This window comes from Clostridium merdae (assembly GCF_900176635.1).
Taxonomy (GTDB): Bacteria; Bacillota; Clostridia; order Oscillospirales; family Acutalibacteraceae; genus Faecalispora; species Faecalispora merdae.
On the sequence record NZ_FXLN01000003.1, the window covers coordinates 180,399 to 196,484 of the forward strand.

The 16,086-nt window shown below is 46.9% G+C and carries 12 protein-coding genes, 1 tRNA gene and 2 riboswitches; of the genes, 3 read left to right on the forward strand and 10 right to left on the reverse strand.

Translation table 11 applies throughout. From position 1 onward, the window contains the following. Positions 1 to 509: 509 nt before the first annotated feature. Positions 510 to 598, reverse strand: a tRNA-Ser gene (locus CAN90_RS02730). Between the two features lie 148 nt (positions 599 to 746). Between CAN90_RS02730 and CAN90_RS02735 the strand changes: the two genes are divergently transcribed. After that, entirely contained in the window at positions 747 to 1,985 is a 1,239-nt protein-coding gene (locus CAN90_RS02735; RefSeq protein ID WP_242953558.1) for an ATP-binding protein, read from the forward strand. Between the two features lie 96 nt (positions 1,986 to 2,081). Continuing rightward, positions 2,082 to 3,377 (forward strand): peptidoglycan-binding protein, encoded by a 1,296-nt coding sequence (locus tag CAN90_RS02740; RefSeq protein ID WP_085832296.1) that lies wholly within the window; start codon positions 2,082 to 2,084, stop codon positions 3,375 to 3,377. 165 nt (positions 3,378 to 3,542) lie between these two features. Here CAN90_RS02740 and CAN90_RS02745 read toward each other — a convergent pair whose 3' ends face one another. Further along, positions 3,543 to 4,118 (reverse strand): dipicolinate synthase subunit B, encoded by a 576-nt coding sequence (locus CAN90_RS02745; RefSeq protein WP_085832297.1) that lies wholly within the window; start codon positions 4,116 to 4,118, stop codon positions 3,543 to 3,545. A gap of 5 nt (positions 4,119 to 4,123) precedes the next feature. Beyond that, on the reverse strand, positions 4,124 to 4,981 hold the full coding sequence (dpsA, locus tag CAN90_RS02750) for a dipicolinate synthase subunit DpsA (RefSeq protein WP_085832298.1): 858 nt from the start codon (positions 4,979 to 4,981) through the stop codon (positions 4,124 to 4,126). 235 nt (positions 4,982 to 5,216) lie between these two features. Between dpsA and murC the strand changes: the two genes are divergently transcribed. Then, positions 5,217 to 6,629, forward strand: a complete 1,413-nt coding sequence (gene murC, locus CAN90_RS02755; protein ID WP_085832299.1) for a UDP-N-acetylmuramate--L-alanine ligase — start codon at positions 5,217 to 5,219, stop codon at positions 6,627 to 6,629. 119 nt (positions 6,630 to 6,748) lie between these two features. On the opposite strand, the gene mreB is transcribed toward murC, so the two are convergent. The 7 genes from mreB to tuf form a co-directional block, all read right to left on the reverse strand. Further along, on the reverse strand, positions 6,749 to 7,774 hold the full coding sequence (gene mreB / locus CAN90_RS02760) for a rod shape-determining protein (RefSeq protein ID WP_085832813.1): 1,026 nt from the start codon (positions 7,772 to 7,774) through the stop codon (positions 6,749 to 6,751). Between the two features lie 99 nt (positions 7,775 to 7,873). After that, a complete protein-coding gene (locus CAN90_RS02765; protein WP_085832300.1) occupies positions 7,874 to 8,563 on the reverse strand; it encodes a ComF family protein in 690 nt (229 codons plus the stop codon). After that, on the reverse strand, positions 8,553 to 10,769 hold the full coding sequence (gene recD2, locus CAN90_RS02770; RefSeq protein WP_085832301.1) for an SF1B family DNA helicase RecD2: 2,217 nt from the start codon (positions 10,767 to 10,769) through the stop codon (positions 8,553 to 8,555). Before recD2 ends, CAN90_RS02765 begins: the two co-directional genes overlap by 11 nt. A gap of 48 nt (positions 10,770 to 10,817) precedes the next feature. After that, positions 10,818 to 11,171, reverse strand: coding sequence for a glycosyltransferase family 2 protein (locus tag CAN90_RS02775; protein WP_085832302.1), 354 nt, complete (start codon positions 11,169 to 11,171; stop codon positions 10,818 to 10,820). A 953-nt stretch (positions 11,172 to 12,124) separates the two neighbouring features. Then, a complete protein-coding gene (metK, locus tag CAN90_RS02780) occupies positions 12,125 to 13,306 on the reverse strand; it encodes a methionine adenosyltransferase (protein ID WP_085832303.1) in 1,182 nt (393 codons plus the stop codon). 83 nt (positions 13,307 to 13,389) lie between these two features. Then, a riboswitch (SAM riboswitch) is annotated at positions 13,390 to 13,491 on the reverse strand. Positions 13,492 to 13,688: 197 nt separating this feature from the next. Then, entirely contained in the window at positions 13,689 to 14,261 is a 573-nt protein-coding gene (locus tag CAN90_RS02785) for an ECF transporter S component (RefSeq protein WP_085832304.1), read from the reverse strand. 83 nt (positions 14,262 to 14,344) lie between these two features. Then, a riboswitch (FMN riboswitch) is annotated at positions 14,345 to 14,474 on the reverse strand. A gap of 292 nt (positions 14,475 to 14,766) precedes the next feature. Continuing rightward, positions 14,767 to 15,972: an elongation factor Tu gene (gene tuf / locus CAN90_RS02790; protein ID WP_085832305.1), complete on the reverse strand. Its 1,206-nt coding sequence runs from the start codon at positions 15,970 to 15,972 to the stop codon at positions 14,767 to 14,769. Positions 15,973 to 16,086: the final 114 nt, after the last annotated feature.

Genomic DNA, 16,086 nt, shown 5'->3' on the forward strand with positions numbered 1-16,086 from the left:
ATCAGTAATCCATTTTAATTGGTTGATGTAGATTTATTAATATAAAAACATTCCTTTCAAAATGTATACAAAAAGACACGACAGCTTTTTAACCGTCGTGTCCTTGCATTGTTTTATTTGTTTCGTGTAAGCCCCAATCCTCACTTAATCGTTTGTAAGAAACTCTCCCTCAACAGATTAAAAACCGCATAAATAAAAGTTGACAAATTCTTTTATCGAAAACTTGCCAACTTTTTTGTGTCATTCGGTCATATCAAATTTCAAAGTCTGGTTATTTCCGTTAGCCCAATCCTTAATCTTTTTTATATGTGATTTAAATCCAACTCCGGAAGGATCGATCATTACAAAAAACAATAATAATGAAACACTGCCGAATACGTATTTTATAATTTTCCGCATAACCTCTATCCTTTCTGTTGGTCAATTCACTTTTACTTAATATTGCTTAGTATAACATAAAAATAGGTTGAAACAAATACAAAGCTGCATGTGTTTCAACCTATTAATTTTGGCGGAGACGGTGAGATTCGAACTCACGTGCCCTTGCGGACAACCTGATTTCGAGTCAGGCTCGTTATGACCACTTCGATACGTCTCCAAGTATAAACTACAAGTACACTATTCCGGCACCTGTGTCCGTGCCTATTTATTTTATAGAGAAAGTATGCAAAAGTCAAGCACTTTTATTGACTTCAAGTCTCACGAACGGTACAATAACAGTAAATCATAGGAGAGGGGTAACTTTCATGCTGCAAATACAGGAGGCTGTCTATAAAATAGCTTCACTTTCCATATATCGGGGCGTACTGGAGCAAAACGTACCAAAAGCGTTTATTAAGCTGCTGCGTGCGTCTCTCAATGAGAATCCCGAGCTCTTTTTGGCTGCTTGGGGAGAGCTTATTTCTACCCTTAGTGCAAAAAATGCCGAAACAAAGTTCTCTTGGGCATTCACGGAACCGGTTTTATATGATGAGAATGCGTTCTCGCTTGCATACGCAGGCGGGGTTGAGCCTTCTTCTTTTATACAATCGGCCGCATTACGAGATTTAAAAATACTCAAAGAGCTTTCTGCGATTACGGCACAAGATATTTTGGCCGCAAGCACACTATCAAGCAATCTGAATTTACCCTTGTGGGAAAACGGACAAGCCATTGAACCGCTGGAGCAAGAACAACCAGAAAAATGGACAATATGTCTAAAAGAATTTTACAATCAGAATGGCTGCGGCCGCTTTGCCCGCAACCGCGCTTTTATTTGGAGAAACGGTGTACTTTCCCCTGTTCTGCATCCCGACCCAACACTTCTCAAAGATTTAAAAGGCTATGAGCTTCAGCGAGGGATGGTACTCGAAAACACAAGTGCTTTTGTGCAGGGTCTGCCTGCCAACAACTGTTTATTGTACGGCGATCGTGGCACAGGAAAATCCTCTACTGTAAAAGCACTGCTGCATGAGTTCCCCACCCTGCGGCTGATTGAAATGCCAAAGGCAGATATTCCTCATTTCCCTCAGTTAGTCGAGCTTTTGGCTGGGCTGCCAATGCGTTTTATTGTGTTTATCGACGACCTTTCCTTTTCAAAGCAAGATGACACCTATGCTTCTCTGAAAGCCGTACTGGAAGGCGGCTTAGCTTCCAGACCGGAAAACACGTTGATCTACGCCACCTCTAATCGGCGTCATCTGCTGCGTGAAACCTTTTCGGACCGAGAGGGAGACGAAATACACCGTGGCGATACCATTCAGGAGAGCCTTTCTCTTGCAGATCGCTTTGGCCTTTCCGTGCGATTTATGCTGCCAGACAAGGCGCAATACTTAGATATTATTGAAAAACTCGCGCACCAGCACGGCATTACAGAGCACCTTCCAGAGCTTCTCATTGGAGCGGAACGCTTTGCTTTGGAACGCGCTGGGCGTTCCCCACGCTGTGCACAGCAATATATTCGCCTTGTAGAATCTCGTATTCGGCAAGGGAAACGTATTTTATAAAACTGCTTACTTTGCAAATCTTCATATTTTATTTATAATTTTATGGTACCATTTTGTCATTGTAAGACTGAAAACATAAGATTCTGGGAGGATTGTATGGGAAAATGGAAACGAACGATTGCAGGAATCGTTTCGGCGGCATTAATTGTTTCTGCTTTTGCAGGCTGCTCAGGGCAAGCGGATATTAGTTCCGGCCCAACTGAAAAGGATTTCCCCGTGGCAATCGGGACAGTAACACTTAAAAACGAACCCGCTGGAGTTGCCGTTTTTTCACCGAACCTTGCCGATGTTATTTTGGCCATGGGCTATGAAATTTCACTAAAAGCAAAATCCAGCGATTGCGGCCAGAGTGATCTTTCTGTTCTGCCGAATGTAGACCCCAAGGATGCGACAGCGGTAAAAGCAACTGGTGCAACCTTGGCTTTGTTTGATAAAAACCCTGGCGACGATATTACCGCCGCATTGCAGAAAGAGGGAGTTCTTTCTCTTATTCTTCCCTCTGCCACAAGCCGTGCAGATTTGGAACGCCTTTATTCTGAGGTTGGCTCTGCAATAAAAGGTGGCTCCACCGGCTACCAAAAGGGAGTAAAAACCGCGAATAACATCTTTTTAACGCTGGATGATATTGCACGCGTAATTCCGGAGTCCAACTCCCCAGTAACCGTATGCTATTTGTACGATGCGAAAGGCAAAGCAGTAACGGGTGATATGCTCGCCAGCAAGCTGATTGAAAGCGCCGGACTGGTTAACGCTTTTGCAGGCAGCAGTGGTGGGCAAGCCACCACCGAGGCAATGACCATTTCGAACCCGCAGTACATATTCTGCGCAGAGGGTGTAAAAAAAGAGCTTGAGCAGTCTGCCGACTACAAAAAGCTGGAAGCTGTTCAAAAAAATCGAGTACTTGAGATGAAGCCGGAATATATGGAATACCAAGGCCGAGGAATGATTCAGGCTGTAAGCTTTATGGCGGGAACGGTTTACCCACAGCTTCTTGAAGGTACCCTCCCCTCCTCCAAGCCCTCCAGCTCCTCTTCATCCAAACCGTCATCCTCAAGTTCAAGCGGCAGCAGCAGTTCTTCTTCATCTTCCAGCAGTTCCGCTTCCAGCTCCAGTAAAGCACCCGCATCGTCTTCCAGTAGTGCAGCCGCAGGTGCGGTTCCCTCCGGAACGTATAAGCGTGGCGATAAGAGCGACGCGGTTAAGGTACTGCAAACCCGCTTGGATCAATTGGGATATATGTTTACCGCCATTAACGGTGAATACACACAGGGCACAGAACAAGCCGTTAAGGATTTTCAATACCTAAACAAAATGGAGGTCACCGGCATTGCTGACCCAAACACAATTGCAAAGCTGAATTCCTCTGATGTAAAAATAAGAGAAAAGCAATAGCTAGTAAAAGGGAACACGCCTGTTTCGGCGCGTTCCCTTTTTTTACAGCCACAGTATGTTCCGGTGCTAAGATATTTTATTAATTTGAAGTAAAGATGAAAAGTTATTTTATGAAATTTAAATCGATTAAAAGGGCGTTTTCACCTGAAAACGCCCTGATTGATTTTATTTTAAATAAACAGGCTGCAATTGTTTGCCATCCACAGCACTGAGTGCCGCAGGTAGCAATAGACCAAAATCTGCCACCACAGAGGTAGGTTTATTTACCGGGTCATCTTGTGCCATCGGGACAAAATAATAATTCTTCGTATTCATTAAGCGGCCCACATTTTGAGCTGCTGCGCTGAGTGCATCGTTGGTTGACATGGCTAACAACACTGGCCCGCCAACCCGCAGATGCGATTTTGCCGCCATTGTTACGGAGGTGTCTGTTATTCCATGCGCCAGCTTTGCTAAGGTGTTCCCGGTACACGGGGCAATCAAAATTAAATCGACCAAACGCTTTGGCCCAATTGGTTCCACCTGAACAATCGTGTGCCAAATTTCGTGGTCGCATAGCTCTTCAATCTTTCGATTCCAGTCCTGCGCACGGCCAAAACGCGTGTCAGTAGAATAGGCATTATCCGACATAATCGGAATTAGTTTATGCCCCTCTTCTATTAAATGGCGCATCTTTTCCACCGATTTTTCAAAGGTGCAGAACGAGCCTGTTAATGCATAGCCTATGGTTAATCCGCTCAAGGCTCTCACTCCTCCATCATGTTGTAAATAGTCCTTTTAATTACCTCACCAGCCGCCTTTGGGGCAGCCTTACCCGGCAGAGACAAAGCGGGAATCACACGAATCCCAAGCTTCTCCGCCGCCTCCGAATCCACACCACCGGGAGCAGACGCCAAATCGATTAAAATCGTATCCGTGGGTATGGCAGATAACACCCGCCTAGTAAACACACGGGCCGGTATGGTGTTAAAAATAATATCGTATTGTTCTTTTTGGCAGATACTGCCGGTGTGCACCGGCTCATAGCCGTACACATCGATCCATGCAAAGTCCTCTGGTCGGCGGGCACTTACGGTAACGTTTGCTCCAAGACCACGCAGCATGTAAGCAAGTGCTTTCCCAATGCGGCCAAACCCCGCCACAAGACAGCGAGATTTCCCGATAGAGCCGGGGTATTCCTTCATGGCTATTTCAATACTTCCCTCTGCTGTAAGCGCTGCATTGCGCACCGCCAGTTCTTCTCTGGCAAAATAATCGCTGGTGTCTATCTCCTGCCATAGCTCGCTGGTTAAATACAGCCGATCCATCATTCCTCCAAACACTCTCCTATTGCGCATTAGTTGTGCAAACTCTTCGTCAAGCTCAATGAGTTCACTGCTATACGGCGTATTCAAATGCTGCCCATCCCGCGTGACCGGCAAAGGCAAAATAATTGTGTCGCAAACCAAGGCCAGGTCCCTAAGCTCCGCAGGCCGAACTCCTTTTAACCCTGCCGATTTATCAAACCCATAGGCATATACCGTATATCCGTCAGCCGCGATGGATTCCGCCAGCGCTATTTGCCTTTGATCGCCGCCGATCACTCCAAAGCTGTTCCATTCCAAGCTTCATAACCTCCTATTTCGTCTGCTAAAATATAGTATGGGTTTATGGGTAGCGGTGTGATTGCATAAAAGAATACAAGGATGGTTTTTCTGCCAGAAAATCAAAAAAGATGTTTATTTTATGGGGGGAAAGCAATATAATAGATAGGTAAGCCTTTTTGCACCAAAAGCAACGACGTTTCAATTTTTACGCGCCAAAGATTGGCGATTACAGGATAAAAGGAGTCCACAACTTATGAATCATGATATTTTAGAGCAGGTAAGGCGCATCCACTTTGTTGGCATTGGTGGCTCAGGCATGTGTCCTCTCGCAGAAATTTTACACCATGAAGGCTTTGAACTTACGGGGTCAGACATGAATGAATCTGATACGCTCGAACGAATTCGTTCTTACGGGATTCCCGTTACTATGGGGCACAAGGCTGAAAATATTGGCAATGCAGAACTAGTGGTATATACAGCTGCAGTAAAGCATGACAATGCCGAATTAATGGCTGCTGAAGAGCGCGGCATCCCAACCATTGAGCGCTCCGTAATGCTCGGAATCGTCAGCCGCCGGTACAAGAACTCGATTGCCGTTTCCGGTACCCATGGCAAAACAACCACAACTGCAATGATAACACAGGTTTGCATTGACGGCGGTGTGGACCCCTCCGCAATTATTGGTGGGAAGCTCCCCGCTATTGGGGGCAATGGCCGCGTTGGCAAAAGCGAAACAATTATATGTGAGGCCTGCGAATATGTAGACACCTTTCTTCAGCTTTCACCCGCAATCTCTGTAATACTAAACATTGATGCAGACCACCTTGATTATTTTGGTACGCTGGAAAACATCATTAAATCCTTCCACCAATTTTCTTCCCAAACTAGCCGTTTGCTGGTAATAAACGGTGATGACCCAAACTGCCGCAAAGCAGTGGAAGGCATTCAAAATGCCAGAATCATTACATTTGGCATGAACGAAAACAATGACTATTCTGCTCACGGCATTTCTGATTTGCCAAAAGCCTGCGAAAGCTTCTCCCTTTACAAAAATGGAGAAAAGATTTCGGATATTACCCTTTCCGTACCCGGAAAGCACAATGTGCTCAATGCTCTGGCGGCGGCGACTGTTGCGGATTACTTGGGGATTGACCCCAAAACCGCGGCAGAAAGCCTTGGTCGCTTTACCGGCGTGCACCGCCGCTTTGAAATACTGGGCAAATTTGACGGTGTAACCGTAGCCGACGACTTTGCTCACCACCCAACGGAGCTCAACGCTACACTGACGGCCGCATCCCGTATGGGCTTTCGTGCCGTATGGGCATTGTTCCAACCGCATACCTACTCGCGTACTTACCTGCTGCTTGAGGATTTTGCAAGGGCATTGTCCATTCCGGAGCATGTGGTGCTATCCCCCATTCTGGCTGTTCGTGAAACGAACACGTACCAAATCTATGCAAAGGATCTTGCTGATAAAGTGCCGGGCTGCGTATGCCTAGATACTTTTGAAGAAATGGCAGATTACGCAATGGAACATGCACAGCCGGGTGATTTAATTCTTACTTTAGGCGGCGGCGACATTTATAAATGCGCTAATTTGATTGTAGAGAAATACCAGAAGGCTGGCAAATCGGCAGAAAAGGTATGCTGCACTGTTGCTCAATAAGAAACTGATTTCAAGATAAATGAACAGCCATAAGAGTTTTTTCTTATGGCTGTTTTATTTATTATATTTTTTATATATACAAAAAAAACAGGCTTCTATGAAAGAAACCTGTTTTTTACTTAATAAGCGGCACTCAACGGGTTGAGCACGCCATAATTTTTGTTTTCCATATCGTCAATGAATTTAATTGCTTTACCGGCACCCACTGCTACGCAGTTCTCCGGGCTTTCCGGTACAAATACCTTCATCTTCGTTTTTTTGCTAATTAGCGTATCAAATCCATACAGCTGTGCCGAACCGCCGGTAAGGATGATACCGTCGGTATCAATGTCGCCCATCAGTTCGGGAGGCGTTTTCTCGAGCACCTCCTGTGCAGTACGAATAATCTGCATGGCAGGCTCGAGCAGGGCCTCTAAAACCTCATCACAGCTAATATCTGCCCATTGCGGCAAGCCGGTGAGCATGTTACGACCCTTTACACGGTAGGTTACCACTTCTTTACGGGGGTATACGCAGCCAATGGCTATTTTAGCCTCTTCCGCCATACGCAGGCCAATTAAAAGATTATACTTGCGGCGAACCAGCTTAATAATGGCTTCGTCAAACGCATCTCCTGCCAGCTTGATGGACCGTGCAATTGCTACACCACTTAGCGAAATAACGCCCATGTCGGTCGTGCCTCCGCCAATATCAATCACAAAGCAGCCATGCGGGTTCGAAATATCTACTCCGGCGCCAAGTGCTGCGGCTACCGGCTCTTCAATCAAACAGATTTTACGTACACCAGAAGCGCTGATTGCATCTACCACCGCGCGTTTTTCTACCTCGGTAATATCGCAGGGAACACTAACGACCACGCGCGGCATTACCACTTTACTGCCACTTACCTTTTTTAAATAATGCTGTATGACATACTGTGCGAGTGCAAAATCAGAGATAACACCGTTGCACAGTGGGTGTACCACCGCAATTTTGGAAGAGGTTCGGCCTACCATGGCGTATGCTTCACTGCCGATTGCCACAATTTCGTCTGTGTCCTGCTCATATGCTACAACGGACGGCTCAGAGAGTATAATCCCCTTACCATCCAAGTAAATTTTAATTGTTGAAGTTCCAAGATCGATTGCAATGTCTGTTCCTAGCACTGCGCCGGTCACCTGCCTTTATCCCATTTTTGCCGCGGGCATGCTCGCCTGTTTTCGGCAACATTTAATATATTATTATAGAACATTCCTGTTTGTTTTTCAACTGGAAAAGGATTCCTGCCCAGAGGGCACGCGGCATGCTGCTGCACAAAGAACCTCCTCTGCACCGGCACTGTACAGAACAAAAGCGCATTCCCCCAGCGTAGCACCCGTTGTTAGAATATCGTCTACCAACAAAATGCGTTTACCTTGTACCAAATTACCCGGCAAAAGGCGGTAAACGCCGCGCACATTCTCTTGGCGGTCTTTTTTGTGAAGGCGGTGCTGCTCGTGGTTTTCCACATTCTTCTCCAATAGTGTGGAATAAGTAAGCCCGGTTTGTGCGGCGATTTCACGTGCAATCAGCTCCGATTGATTGTACCCTCTCTGCCGCAGCCTTTCACGGGAAAGCGGTACGCTAGTAATACCATCGGCGCGGGTAAGAAACGTGCTCTGCTTTAGCTGAGTGACTATTCTCTGTGCAAAAAAATCCGCTTGCTTTGGCTTATTGTGAAACTTAAATGCAATCATCGCTTTTCGCAGTGCACCGTTGTAATCGTCCGGAGCCATGCAAACTAGAGTTTTCCCGGTTTGCGGCTCAATCATGCGTGCGTTCCAATGGGAAGGCACAAGCGCCCCCTCACAAACTTCGCACCATTTCATGCCGGGCAAAATGATTTTACGGCAAAACATACAGCGTGGCGGGTAAACAAATTCTAAAACGCTACTCCAAAATTGATTAAAGCTCATGCACGCTTTCCTCCGCCAAGAACCAGCCCATCCCAGAATACCGCAAAGTTTTGCGGTTATTGTTCACCATCGCTTCAATCACATGCTCCATTCCCACTAGAATTAAAAGGGTTTTTGCACGAGTGATGGCGGTATACAGCAGGTTGCGGTAATTGAGCTGAGACGGTCCTGTGTAAAGTGGGATTACCACGGCCTGAAACTCATTACCTTGGCTTTTGTGAACCGTCATTGCGTAAGCCAAATCGAGCTCTGCGGCACTTTCCAGTGGGTAGAGCACATAGCGGTCATCCATTTGTACTGTGAGCGTGCCGCCGCGTTTGTCAACCTCAATCAGTGTACCAACGTCTCCGTTATATACACCCTCACCAGAGGTTCCGTCCGAGCGCATCCAAGTAAGGTTATAATCGTTTCTTATCTGCATTACTTTATCGCCCACACGCAAAACTGTTCCATTTACCGTAAGCTCATTTTTATGGGGTGCGGGTGGATTCAGCGCCTGCTGCAAGCTGCGGTTCATTTCTTCTGTGCCCACAGCACCGCGTTTGCCGGGGCAGAGCACCTGAATATCTACCGTTGGGTCGTAGCCATAGGTTCGCGGTAAGCGCTCCGTGTATAAACCTACCACCGTTTCTGCAATTTTATCTGCCTGCCGCAGCGGGAGAAAGAAAAAATCGCCGGTACGGTCGTACAGCTCGGGCATTTCACCTGCGACCACCCGGTGCGCATTTCGAATAATTAAACTGTTCATCGACTGACGAAAAACCTCTTGAAGCTGAACCACAGGGAACTTACCACAGTGTATCAAATCCCTCAGCACGTTGCCCGCGCCCACAGAGGGAAGCTGGTCGCAGTCTCCTACCAATATCAGACGGCAGCCCAGAGGGAGCGCATGCAGTACACTTTCAAACAACTGCACATCCACCATGGAAAGCTCGTCGAGCACCAGTGCATCGCATTCCAAAAGGTTCTTTTCATTGCGAGCAAACGTTGGAGCATCACGATCGTTCCATTCTACCTGAAGCATACGGTGGATGGTCTTTGCCTCCTTGCCCGTTACTTCAGACATACGCTTCGCCGCTCGCCCGGTGGGCGCCGCCAGTAATACCTTTTCCCCTTGCTCTTCCAATATGGAGATAATCGCGTTGAGCGCCGTGGTTTTACCGGTTCCGGGGCCACCGGTTAAAATCAGCATGCCTTTTTCCAGTGCTTCCCGCACTGCCTGCTTCTGCCCATCGGCATACGCAATGCCAAGCCGAGCTTCTACCGCCGCAATGTAACCATCCACATTGCGCAGAGATTGCGCCGGGTACCGCAGACACATTAAAAGCCGCCCCGCACAGTACGCCTCCGCCTGATAGTAACGTGGGAGGAACACAAACTCCCGTTCGCCAAGCAGTTGAGGGATGAGTACATGCTCCTCCTTTAGCTCCTGTAACACAGAGACAAGGCGCTCCGGCTCTACGCCAAGCATACGGGAAGCCGCTGGTATCAGCTTGTCCTGTGGCAAGCAGGTGTGACCATTGTTCGTGTTATGGCGAAGCACATAATGCAGACCCGCACGCAGGCGCGAGAAATCATCCTGCTCTACACTGGCAGATTCGGCAATGAGGTCGGCACGGCCAAAATCGATGTCCACGCCATCCGCACATAATAAAAATGGATCGGTACGAATCAGCTCTTTGGAGGATGGGCCATATTGCTTCCAAACTCGCAGTGCTTCTTCCGGCGTAATGCCAAAGCCGCCAAGGTACAGCATTATTTCGCGAATTCCATAGATTCGCTGGAATTCCTGTGCTATTTTTTCTGCCTTTGCCTTGGTAAGCCCCTTAATACTCGAAAGACGCTCGGGTTCTTTTTCCATAACCTCCAGCGTGTGCTCACCGAAAGCCTCCACCAAGCGCGCTGCGGTAGCCGGGCCAATTCCTTTGACTGCACCAGAAGAAAGGTAACGCAAAATAGCATCCGCTGTTTTGGGAGCAGAACGCTCAAACGCCTCTGCTTTAAACTGCTGGCCAAAGCTTGGGTGATGCACCCACGTGCCAATTGCCCGCAGTTCTTCGCCGCAACCAACCCAAGGGAGGGTACCGACTACCGTAATCAGTTCCTCCCCTGCTTTTAGTTCCAAAATCTTGTAACCATTATTCTCATTGCTAAAGACGATTTCTTCTACCGTACCGGTTAGTTCGAGCAATTGTTTTTCCTGCATATTTCCATCCTCGGCTAGATTGCTATTGTTTTCAGTATACCGCTTTTTCTATGTATTTGCAAACTCTGCGCGCAGGGTTTCGGGTAAATCTGCTGCCATACAAAGGCGTACACTGGGGTTCGCCAGCGCGAAGGATTCGCACACCGCTCTTGTTTCTTTATCCATCCCACAATCCACACAAATTAGCTCTCTGTGCCCTGTATGGCGCAGCCAGCGCAAACGCTCCAACGCACCGCGTAGCCGGTATTCCACTCTGCTATCGTTGCCTGAAACACACACCAGAACGGTGATTTTTTCTTCTCTGGCAGGGCGGGTCAGCCAGAACAATACAAAACGGCACAGCTCAGTAAGCCCTAGAACTGCGAAAAACGCCACCAGAATTCTGCCGATCATATCTTCCATGTATATCACCTCATTGTTATGATATGCGAAGGAAGAAAAATTGACAGTTAGAATAGGCTCGACCACCTGGATAAAGAAGCTCCCTATTGATGAGGGAATTAGTGTGGCTAATGGATTCTGCTGGATGGCAGAATCTCTAAGCGGACGAGAGAACTGTTGTATTTTACGCTCCGATACAAGGCTTCTACTGGCGCAGGGCTTTGCTCTCGTGCCATATTCATTGTTTCTTTTTATTATAGTGAGTGGTTTCTTAATTATAAAAGTAGTTTTGCGCTCATGCATAAGGGTTTATGCTGGCGCAGGGCTTTGCCCCTTATGCCGGGGCGGGCACCTACTTTCACAAAAGGGTGAAAGTAGGCAAAGGCCTTCCAAAGGGAGAGTATCGATTCTCACCCTTTGGATTCCCTCTCAACGACCAAAGGCTCTGCCTTTGGAATCCGAGTGAGCTCCCGCTCTGCATCTTATTTCCGCACAGGAACAAGCCTGTGCGTTGCAGATTGTACGTAAGGTTTTGCACTGTTGCTTACAAATTAGAAAAAGAAATGTTGCGATTCAGGTTTCTGCGAGCCAACGAGAGCGCTCTAAAAATGACCGCCGACAGATGAAATCAGTTAGCATGTTTTTTTATCATGGCTAGGAGTGTGGGCATTTTTAATGGAGCGCCTTACCAGTAGCTATTGTTTTACACCTTGGGGTCGTTTCCCAAACGGATTCCAAAGGCGGAGCCTTTGGTGAGTCTTTCCGCCTTTTCTCCTCATCGAGAAAAGGCGAGCCTGCCCCGGCTTGAGGGGCGAATGAAAAGAAAGAAGAAGCTCTGTGCGGCGGCAACCGCTTTAAAATCTTATTAAAAGTTTATAAGAAGAATACAGGCTTATAAAAAGTAAACTTACCTATTCTAACAATATAAAAAGAGGAAAGCGAATGCTTCCCTCTTTTTCTACTGCTGTATTTAGTTAAGCAAGAGCAGCCTTTAGTTGCTCTGTTTTATCGGTCTTTTCCCATGCTACGCCCAAATCTTCGCGCCCCATATGGCCGTAAGCAGCCAAGGCTCTGTAAATTGGGCGGTTGAGCCCAAGGGACTGAATTAGCGCAGTCGGGCGAAGGTCGAACACCTTTTGAATGGCAGCCTCCAATTCAGCGCTGGAATACTTTGAGGTACCAAAGGTTTCTACCAAAATAGAAACCGGTCGTGCTACGCCAATGGCATAAGCGAGCTGAACCTCGCATTTCTCAGCAATGCCTGCGGCAACAATATTCTTTGCTACATAGCGAGCCGCATATGCCGCAGAACGGTCTACCTTCGTCGGGTCCTTACCGGAGAATGCGCCGCCGCCGTGGCGACCAAACCCACCGTAGGTATCCACGATAATTTTGCGCCCAGTCAAACCGCTATCGCCAACCGGGCCGCCTACCACAAAGCGACCAGTGGGGTTAATATAATATTTGGTGTTTTCATCCAGCAAGTCGGCGTTAATGACCGGATGAACCACATGCTCAAGAATATCCTTATGGATTTGCTCCTGTGTTACATCGGGGTCGTGCTGAGTAGAAACAACAACTGCTTCCACGCGAGTGGGCTTATCATCCACATACTCTACGGTCACCTGTGTTTTTCCGTCTGGACGCAGGTAAGCAAGCTTTCCCTCTTTACGCACAGCCGCCAGGCGCTTTGCCAGTGCATGAGCAAGGTAAATCGGCAGCGGCATCAAATTGGTGGTTTCATTGCAAGCAAAACCAAACATGATTCCCTGGTCGCCAGCACCAATCAAATCATTTTCATCCGTTGCGCCACCACGTGCCTCAAAGGACTGATTCACACCCATTGCAATATCGGGGGACTGCATATCAATCGAGGTTAAAACGCCGCAAGAATTGCCATCAAACCCGTACTGTGGGTCATCATAGCCGATGTCTCGAATTACCTCACGAGCAATTGCGGGAATATCCACATAGCACTCGGTTGAAATTTCACCCATAACATGAACCAAACCAGTGGTAGCAGTTACCTCGCAGGCCACATGAGCCTTATCATCCTGTGCTAAGATGGCGTCTAAGACTGCGTCAGAAATTTGGTCGCAAACTTTATCGGGATGACCCTCTGTTACGGATTCAGATGTGAAAAAATATTTTGACATAGTAAGCCTCCTAGATAATTAAAAGTTGAAAATTTATAGAAAATAAAAAACCACCGCTTGGAGAAGCCAAACGGTGGGAAGCAACCTCATCTGCCGGCTTTATCCGCAGGATTTGGCACCTTTCGCTCATTGCGTAGGTTGCCGGACATCACAGGGCCTGTTCCCTCCGTCACTCTTGATAAGGAATTATTCTGTTGTTTGTCGTGTAAAAAATACCTCAGACAAAAAATAAACTTCATAGTCTTTATAAAATATGCAAATTAAAAAGCCAAACAGATTATTATAACTTCCGCAAGTACTCCAATAATAAGACACGCTGTGCGGTAAGCCCATTATAACATATTATATGAAGAATACAAAATAAATGTCGAAAAAATATCTGCTAAACCGGATGAATCATTTCACGATTTTTTTGAACAAATGGCTGTAACGATTTAAAAAGGACTGCCGCAATCGCACTGTTTAGACCTGCCTTTAGCAAATTAAACGGAATAATTGCGGGCCAGATTAATGTGTCGAGCACTGCCTTGGGCATGCCAAAAAAATGAACAGTAAAAATGTAGTTCATAGGTACCATGAGTGCAGTCATTGCCAACGTGCCAAGTACCATACCAATTACTGCGTCAGCAAATCGTTGCTTCTTTTTGTAAAACTCGCCAACCAAATAGACTAAAGCGCCGGAAGCCAACAGGTGCATGACCAGGCCAACCCAACCATTGCTGCCAAAAAACATTGCTTGAATAACAGAAACCACAAAAAGCACCAAGAAAGCAGGGCCAGAGCCGAACAGTAACGCTGCAATTAATATGGGGGCATCCGCCATATCGTACTCTAAGAAGGGTGCAGCAGGGATTAATGGAATTCGTACGAAAGCAATGAGCACGACTGAAATTGCGGCTAATACAGCTAGCTGGGTCATTTGAATAATGCTTTTCTGGGTCATGGGTTTGTTCATTTCTTATTTTTCTCTCCTTTTTTCGCTGTCAACGAAAAAAAATCCCGCAGAAAATCTGCGGGACAAAACAAACGCAAAAACGCGCAGTTCTTCTTCCATCCGGACTATACCGTCGGCTTTGGAATCTCACCAAAATCAGCACTCGCTCGCGGGCTAACGGCACAAGGCCGCATTACCGCCGGTGGGGAATCACACCCCGCCCCGAAGACAGCTTATTTAATTTGTTGTATTTATTATATCCCTCTGATATTTATTTGTCAACATGGTTTTCACCATTTTCCATTATTTTTACGAATAATTATTAATTTCAAATTAATTTGTGCACGTCTAAAACAAGTTTACTGAATTGTCTATACCTATTTGGTTAAAGCTATTCCATTTTTTAATATTTATGCTCTGTATAAGTGTTTTAAGTAAAGCATCACACACTCACTAAGTAAGATTTATAAACAAAAAGCCCCCAACCAAAAAGGTTGGGGGCAATCAGACAAGTTAAAACCTGTAATTAAGCAGTTGTAACGCCAGTAACAACACCGGAGCCAACAGTACGGCCGCCTTCACGGATAGCGAAGCGAAGACCCTCTTCAATAGCGATGGGGGTGATCAGCTCAACGTCCATGTCAACGTTATCGCCAGGCATGCACATCTCGGTGCCCTCGGGCAGAGAGATAACGCCGGTAACGTCAGTTGTTCTGAAGTAGAACTGGGGACGGTAGTTGTTGAAGAACGGAGTATGACGGCCGCCTTCTTCTTTGCTCAGGATATAAACCTGGCCCTTGAACTTTGTGTGCGGGTGAATGGAACCGGGCTTAGACAGAACCTGTCCACGCTCAATTTCAGTTCTCTGAATACCACGCAGCAAAACGCCAACGTTATCGCCAGCCTCGGCGTAATCCAGAATTTTTCTGAACATTTCGATACCGGTAACAACAACCTTGCGGCGCTCTTCGGTCAAGCCAACAATCTCAATTTCTTCAGATGTCTTCAGCTGGCCACGCTCAACTCTACCGGTAGCAACAGTACCACGGCCGGTAATGGTGAAAACGTCTTCAACAGGCATCAAGAAGGGCAGGTCAGCCTTACGCTCAGGAGTGGGGATAAAGCTATCAACAGCATCCATCAGCTCAAGAATGCACTTGTACTCAGGAGCGTTGATGTCAGTGGAACCACATTCCAAAGCCTTCAAAGCGGAACCACGAATAATCGGGGTATCATCGCCCGGGAACTCGTACTCATTGAGCAGGTCGCGGATTTCCATCTCGACCAAGTCCAGCAACTCAGGATCATCAACCTGGTCAGCCTTGTTCATGAATACAACGATGTGCGGCACGCCAACCTGACGGGAAAGCAGAATGTGCTCTCTGGTCTGGGGCATGGGGCCGTCAGCAGCGGAAACAACCAAGATAGCACCGTCCATCTGAGCAGCACCGGTGATCATGTTTTTAACATAGTCAGCATGCCCAGGGCAGTCAACGTGAGCATAGTGGCGAGTTGCTGTCTGATACTCAACGTGAGAGGTGTTAATCGTGATACCACGTGCTCTCTCTTCGGGAGCCTTATCGATATTCGCATAATCAACGAATTCAGAAGTACCATTCAGGTTAAGAACCTTAGTGATAGCAGCGGTCAATGTGGTTTTACCATGGTCAACGTGGCCGATGGTACCAATGTTTATGTGCGGTTTGTTTCTTTCAAACTTTGCCTTTGCCATTGGAAATCCTCCTTTTATTTTTCAATTATTCATTTCATTATAAGAACCTATAAAGCGTGGGCAAGCCCAACGCTATAAGAAAGCCATATGGCTCCCTGATTCTCATTACAAGGC

What these genes read in the sequence shown, in the direction of transcription:
- CAN90_RS02735 (WP_242953558.1), top strand. Translation starts at nt 747, where the DNA reads ATGCTGCAAATACAGGAGGCTGTCTATAAAATAGCTTCACTTTCCATA.
- CAN90_RS02740 (WP_085832296.1), top strand. Translation starts at nt 2,082, where the DNA reads ATGGGAAAATGGAAACGAACGATTGCAGGAATCGTTTCGGCGGCATTA.
- murC (WP_085832299.1), top strand. Translation starts at nt 5,217, where the DNA reads ATGAATCATGATATTTTAGAGCAGGTAAGGCGCATCCACTTTGTTGGC.
- CAN90_RS02765 (WP_085832300.1), bottom strand. Translation starts at nt 8,563, where the DNA reads ATGAGCTTTAATCAATTTTGGAGTAGCGTTTTAGAATTTGTTTACCCG.
- recD2 (WP_085832301.1), bottom strand. Translation starts at nt 10,769, where the DNA reads ATGCAGGAAAAACAATTGCTCGAACTAACCGGTACGGTAGAAGAAATC.
- CAN90_RS02775 (WP_085832302.1), bottom strand. Translation starts at nt 11,171, where the DNA reads ATGGAAGATATGATCGGCAGAATTCTGGTGGCGTTTTTCGCAGTTCTA.
- metK (WP_085832303.1), bottom strand. Translation starts at nt 13,306, where the DNA reads ATGTCAAAATATTTTTTCACATCTGAATCCGTAACAGAGGGTCATCCC.
- CAN90_RS02785 (WP_085832304.1), bottom strand. Translation starts at nt 14,261, where the DNA reads ATGAACAAACCCATGACCCAGAAAAGCATTATTCAAATGACCCAGCTA.
- tuf (WP_085832305.1), bottom strand. Translation starts at nt 15,972, where the DNA reads ATGGCAAAGGCAAAGTTTGAAAGAAACAAACCGCACATAAACATTGGT.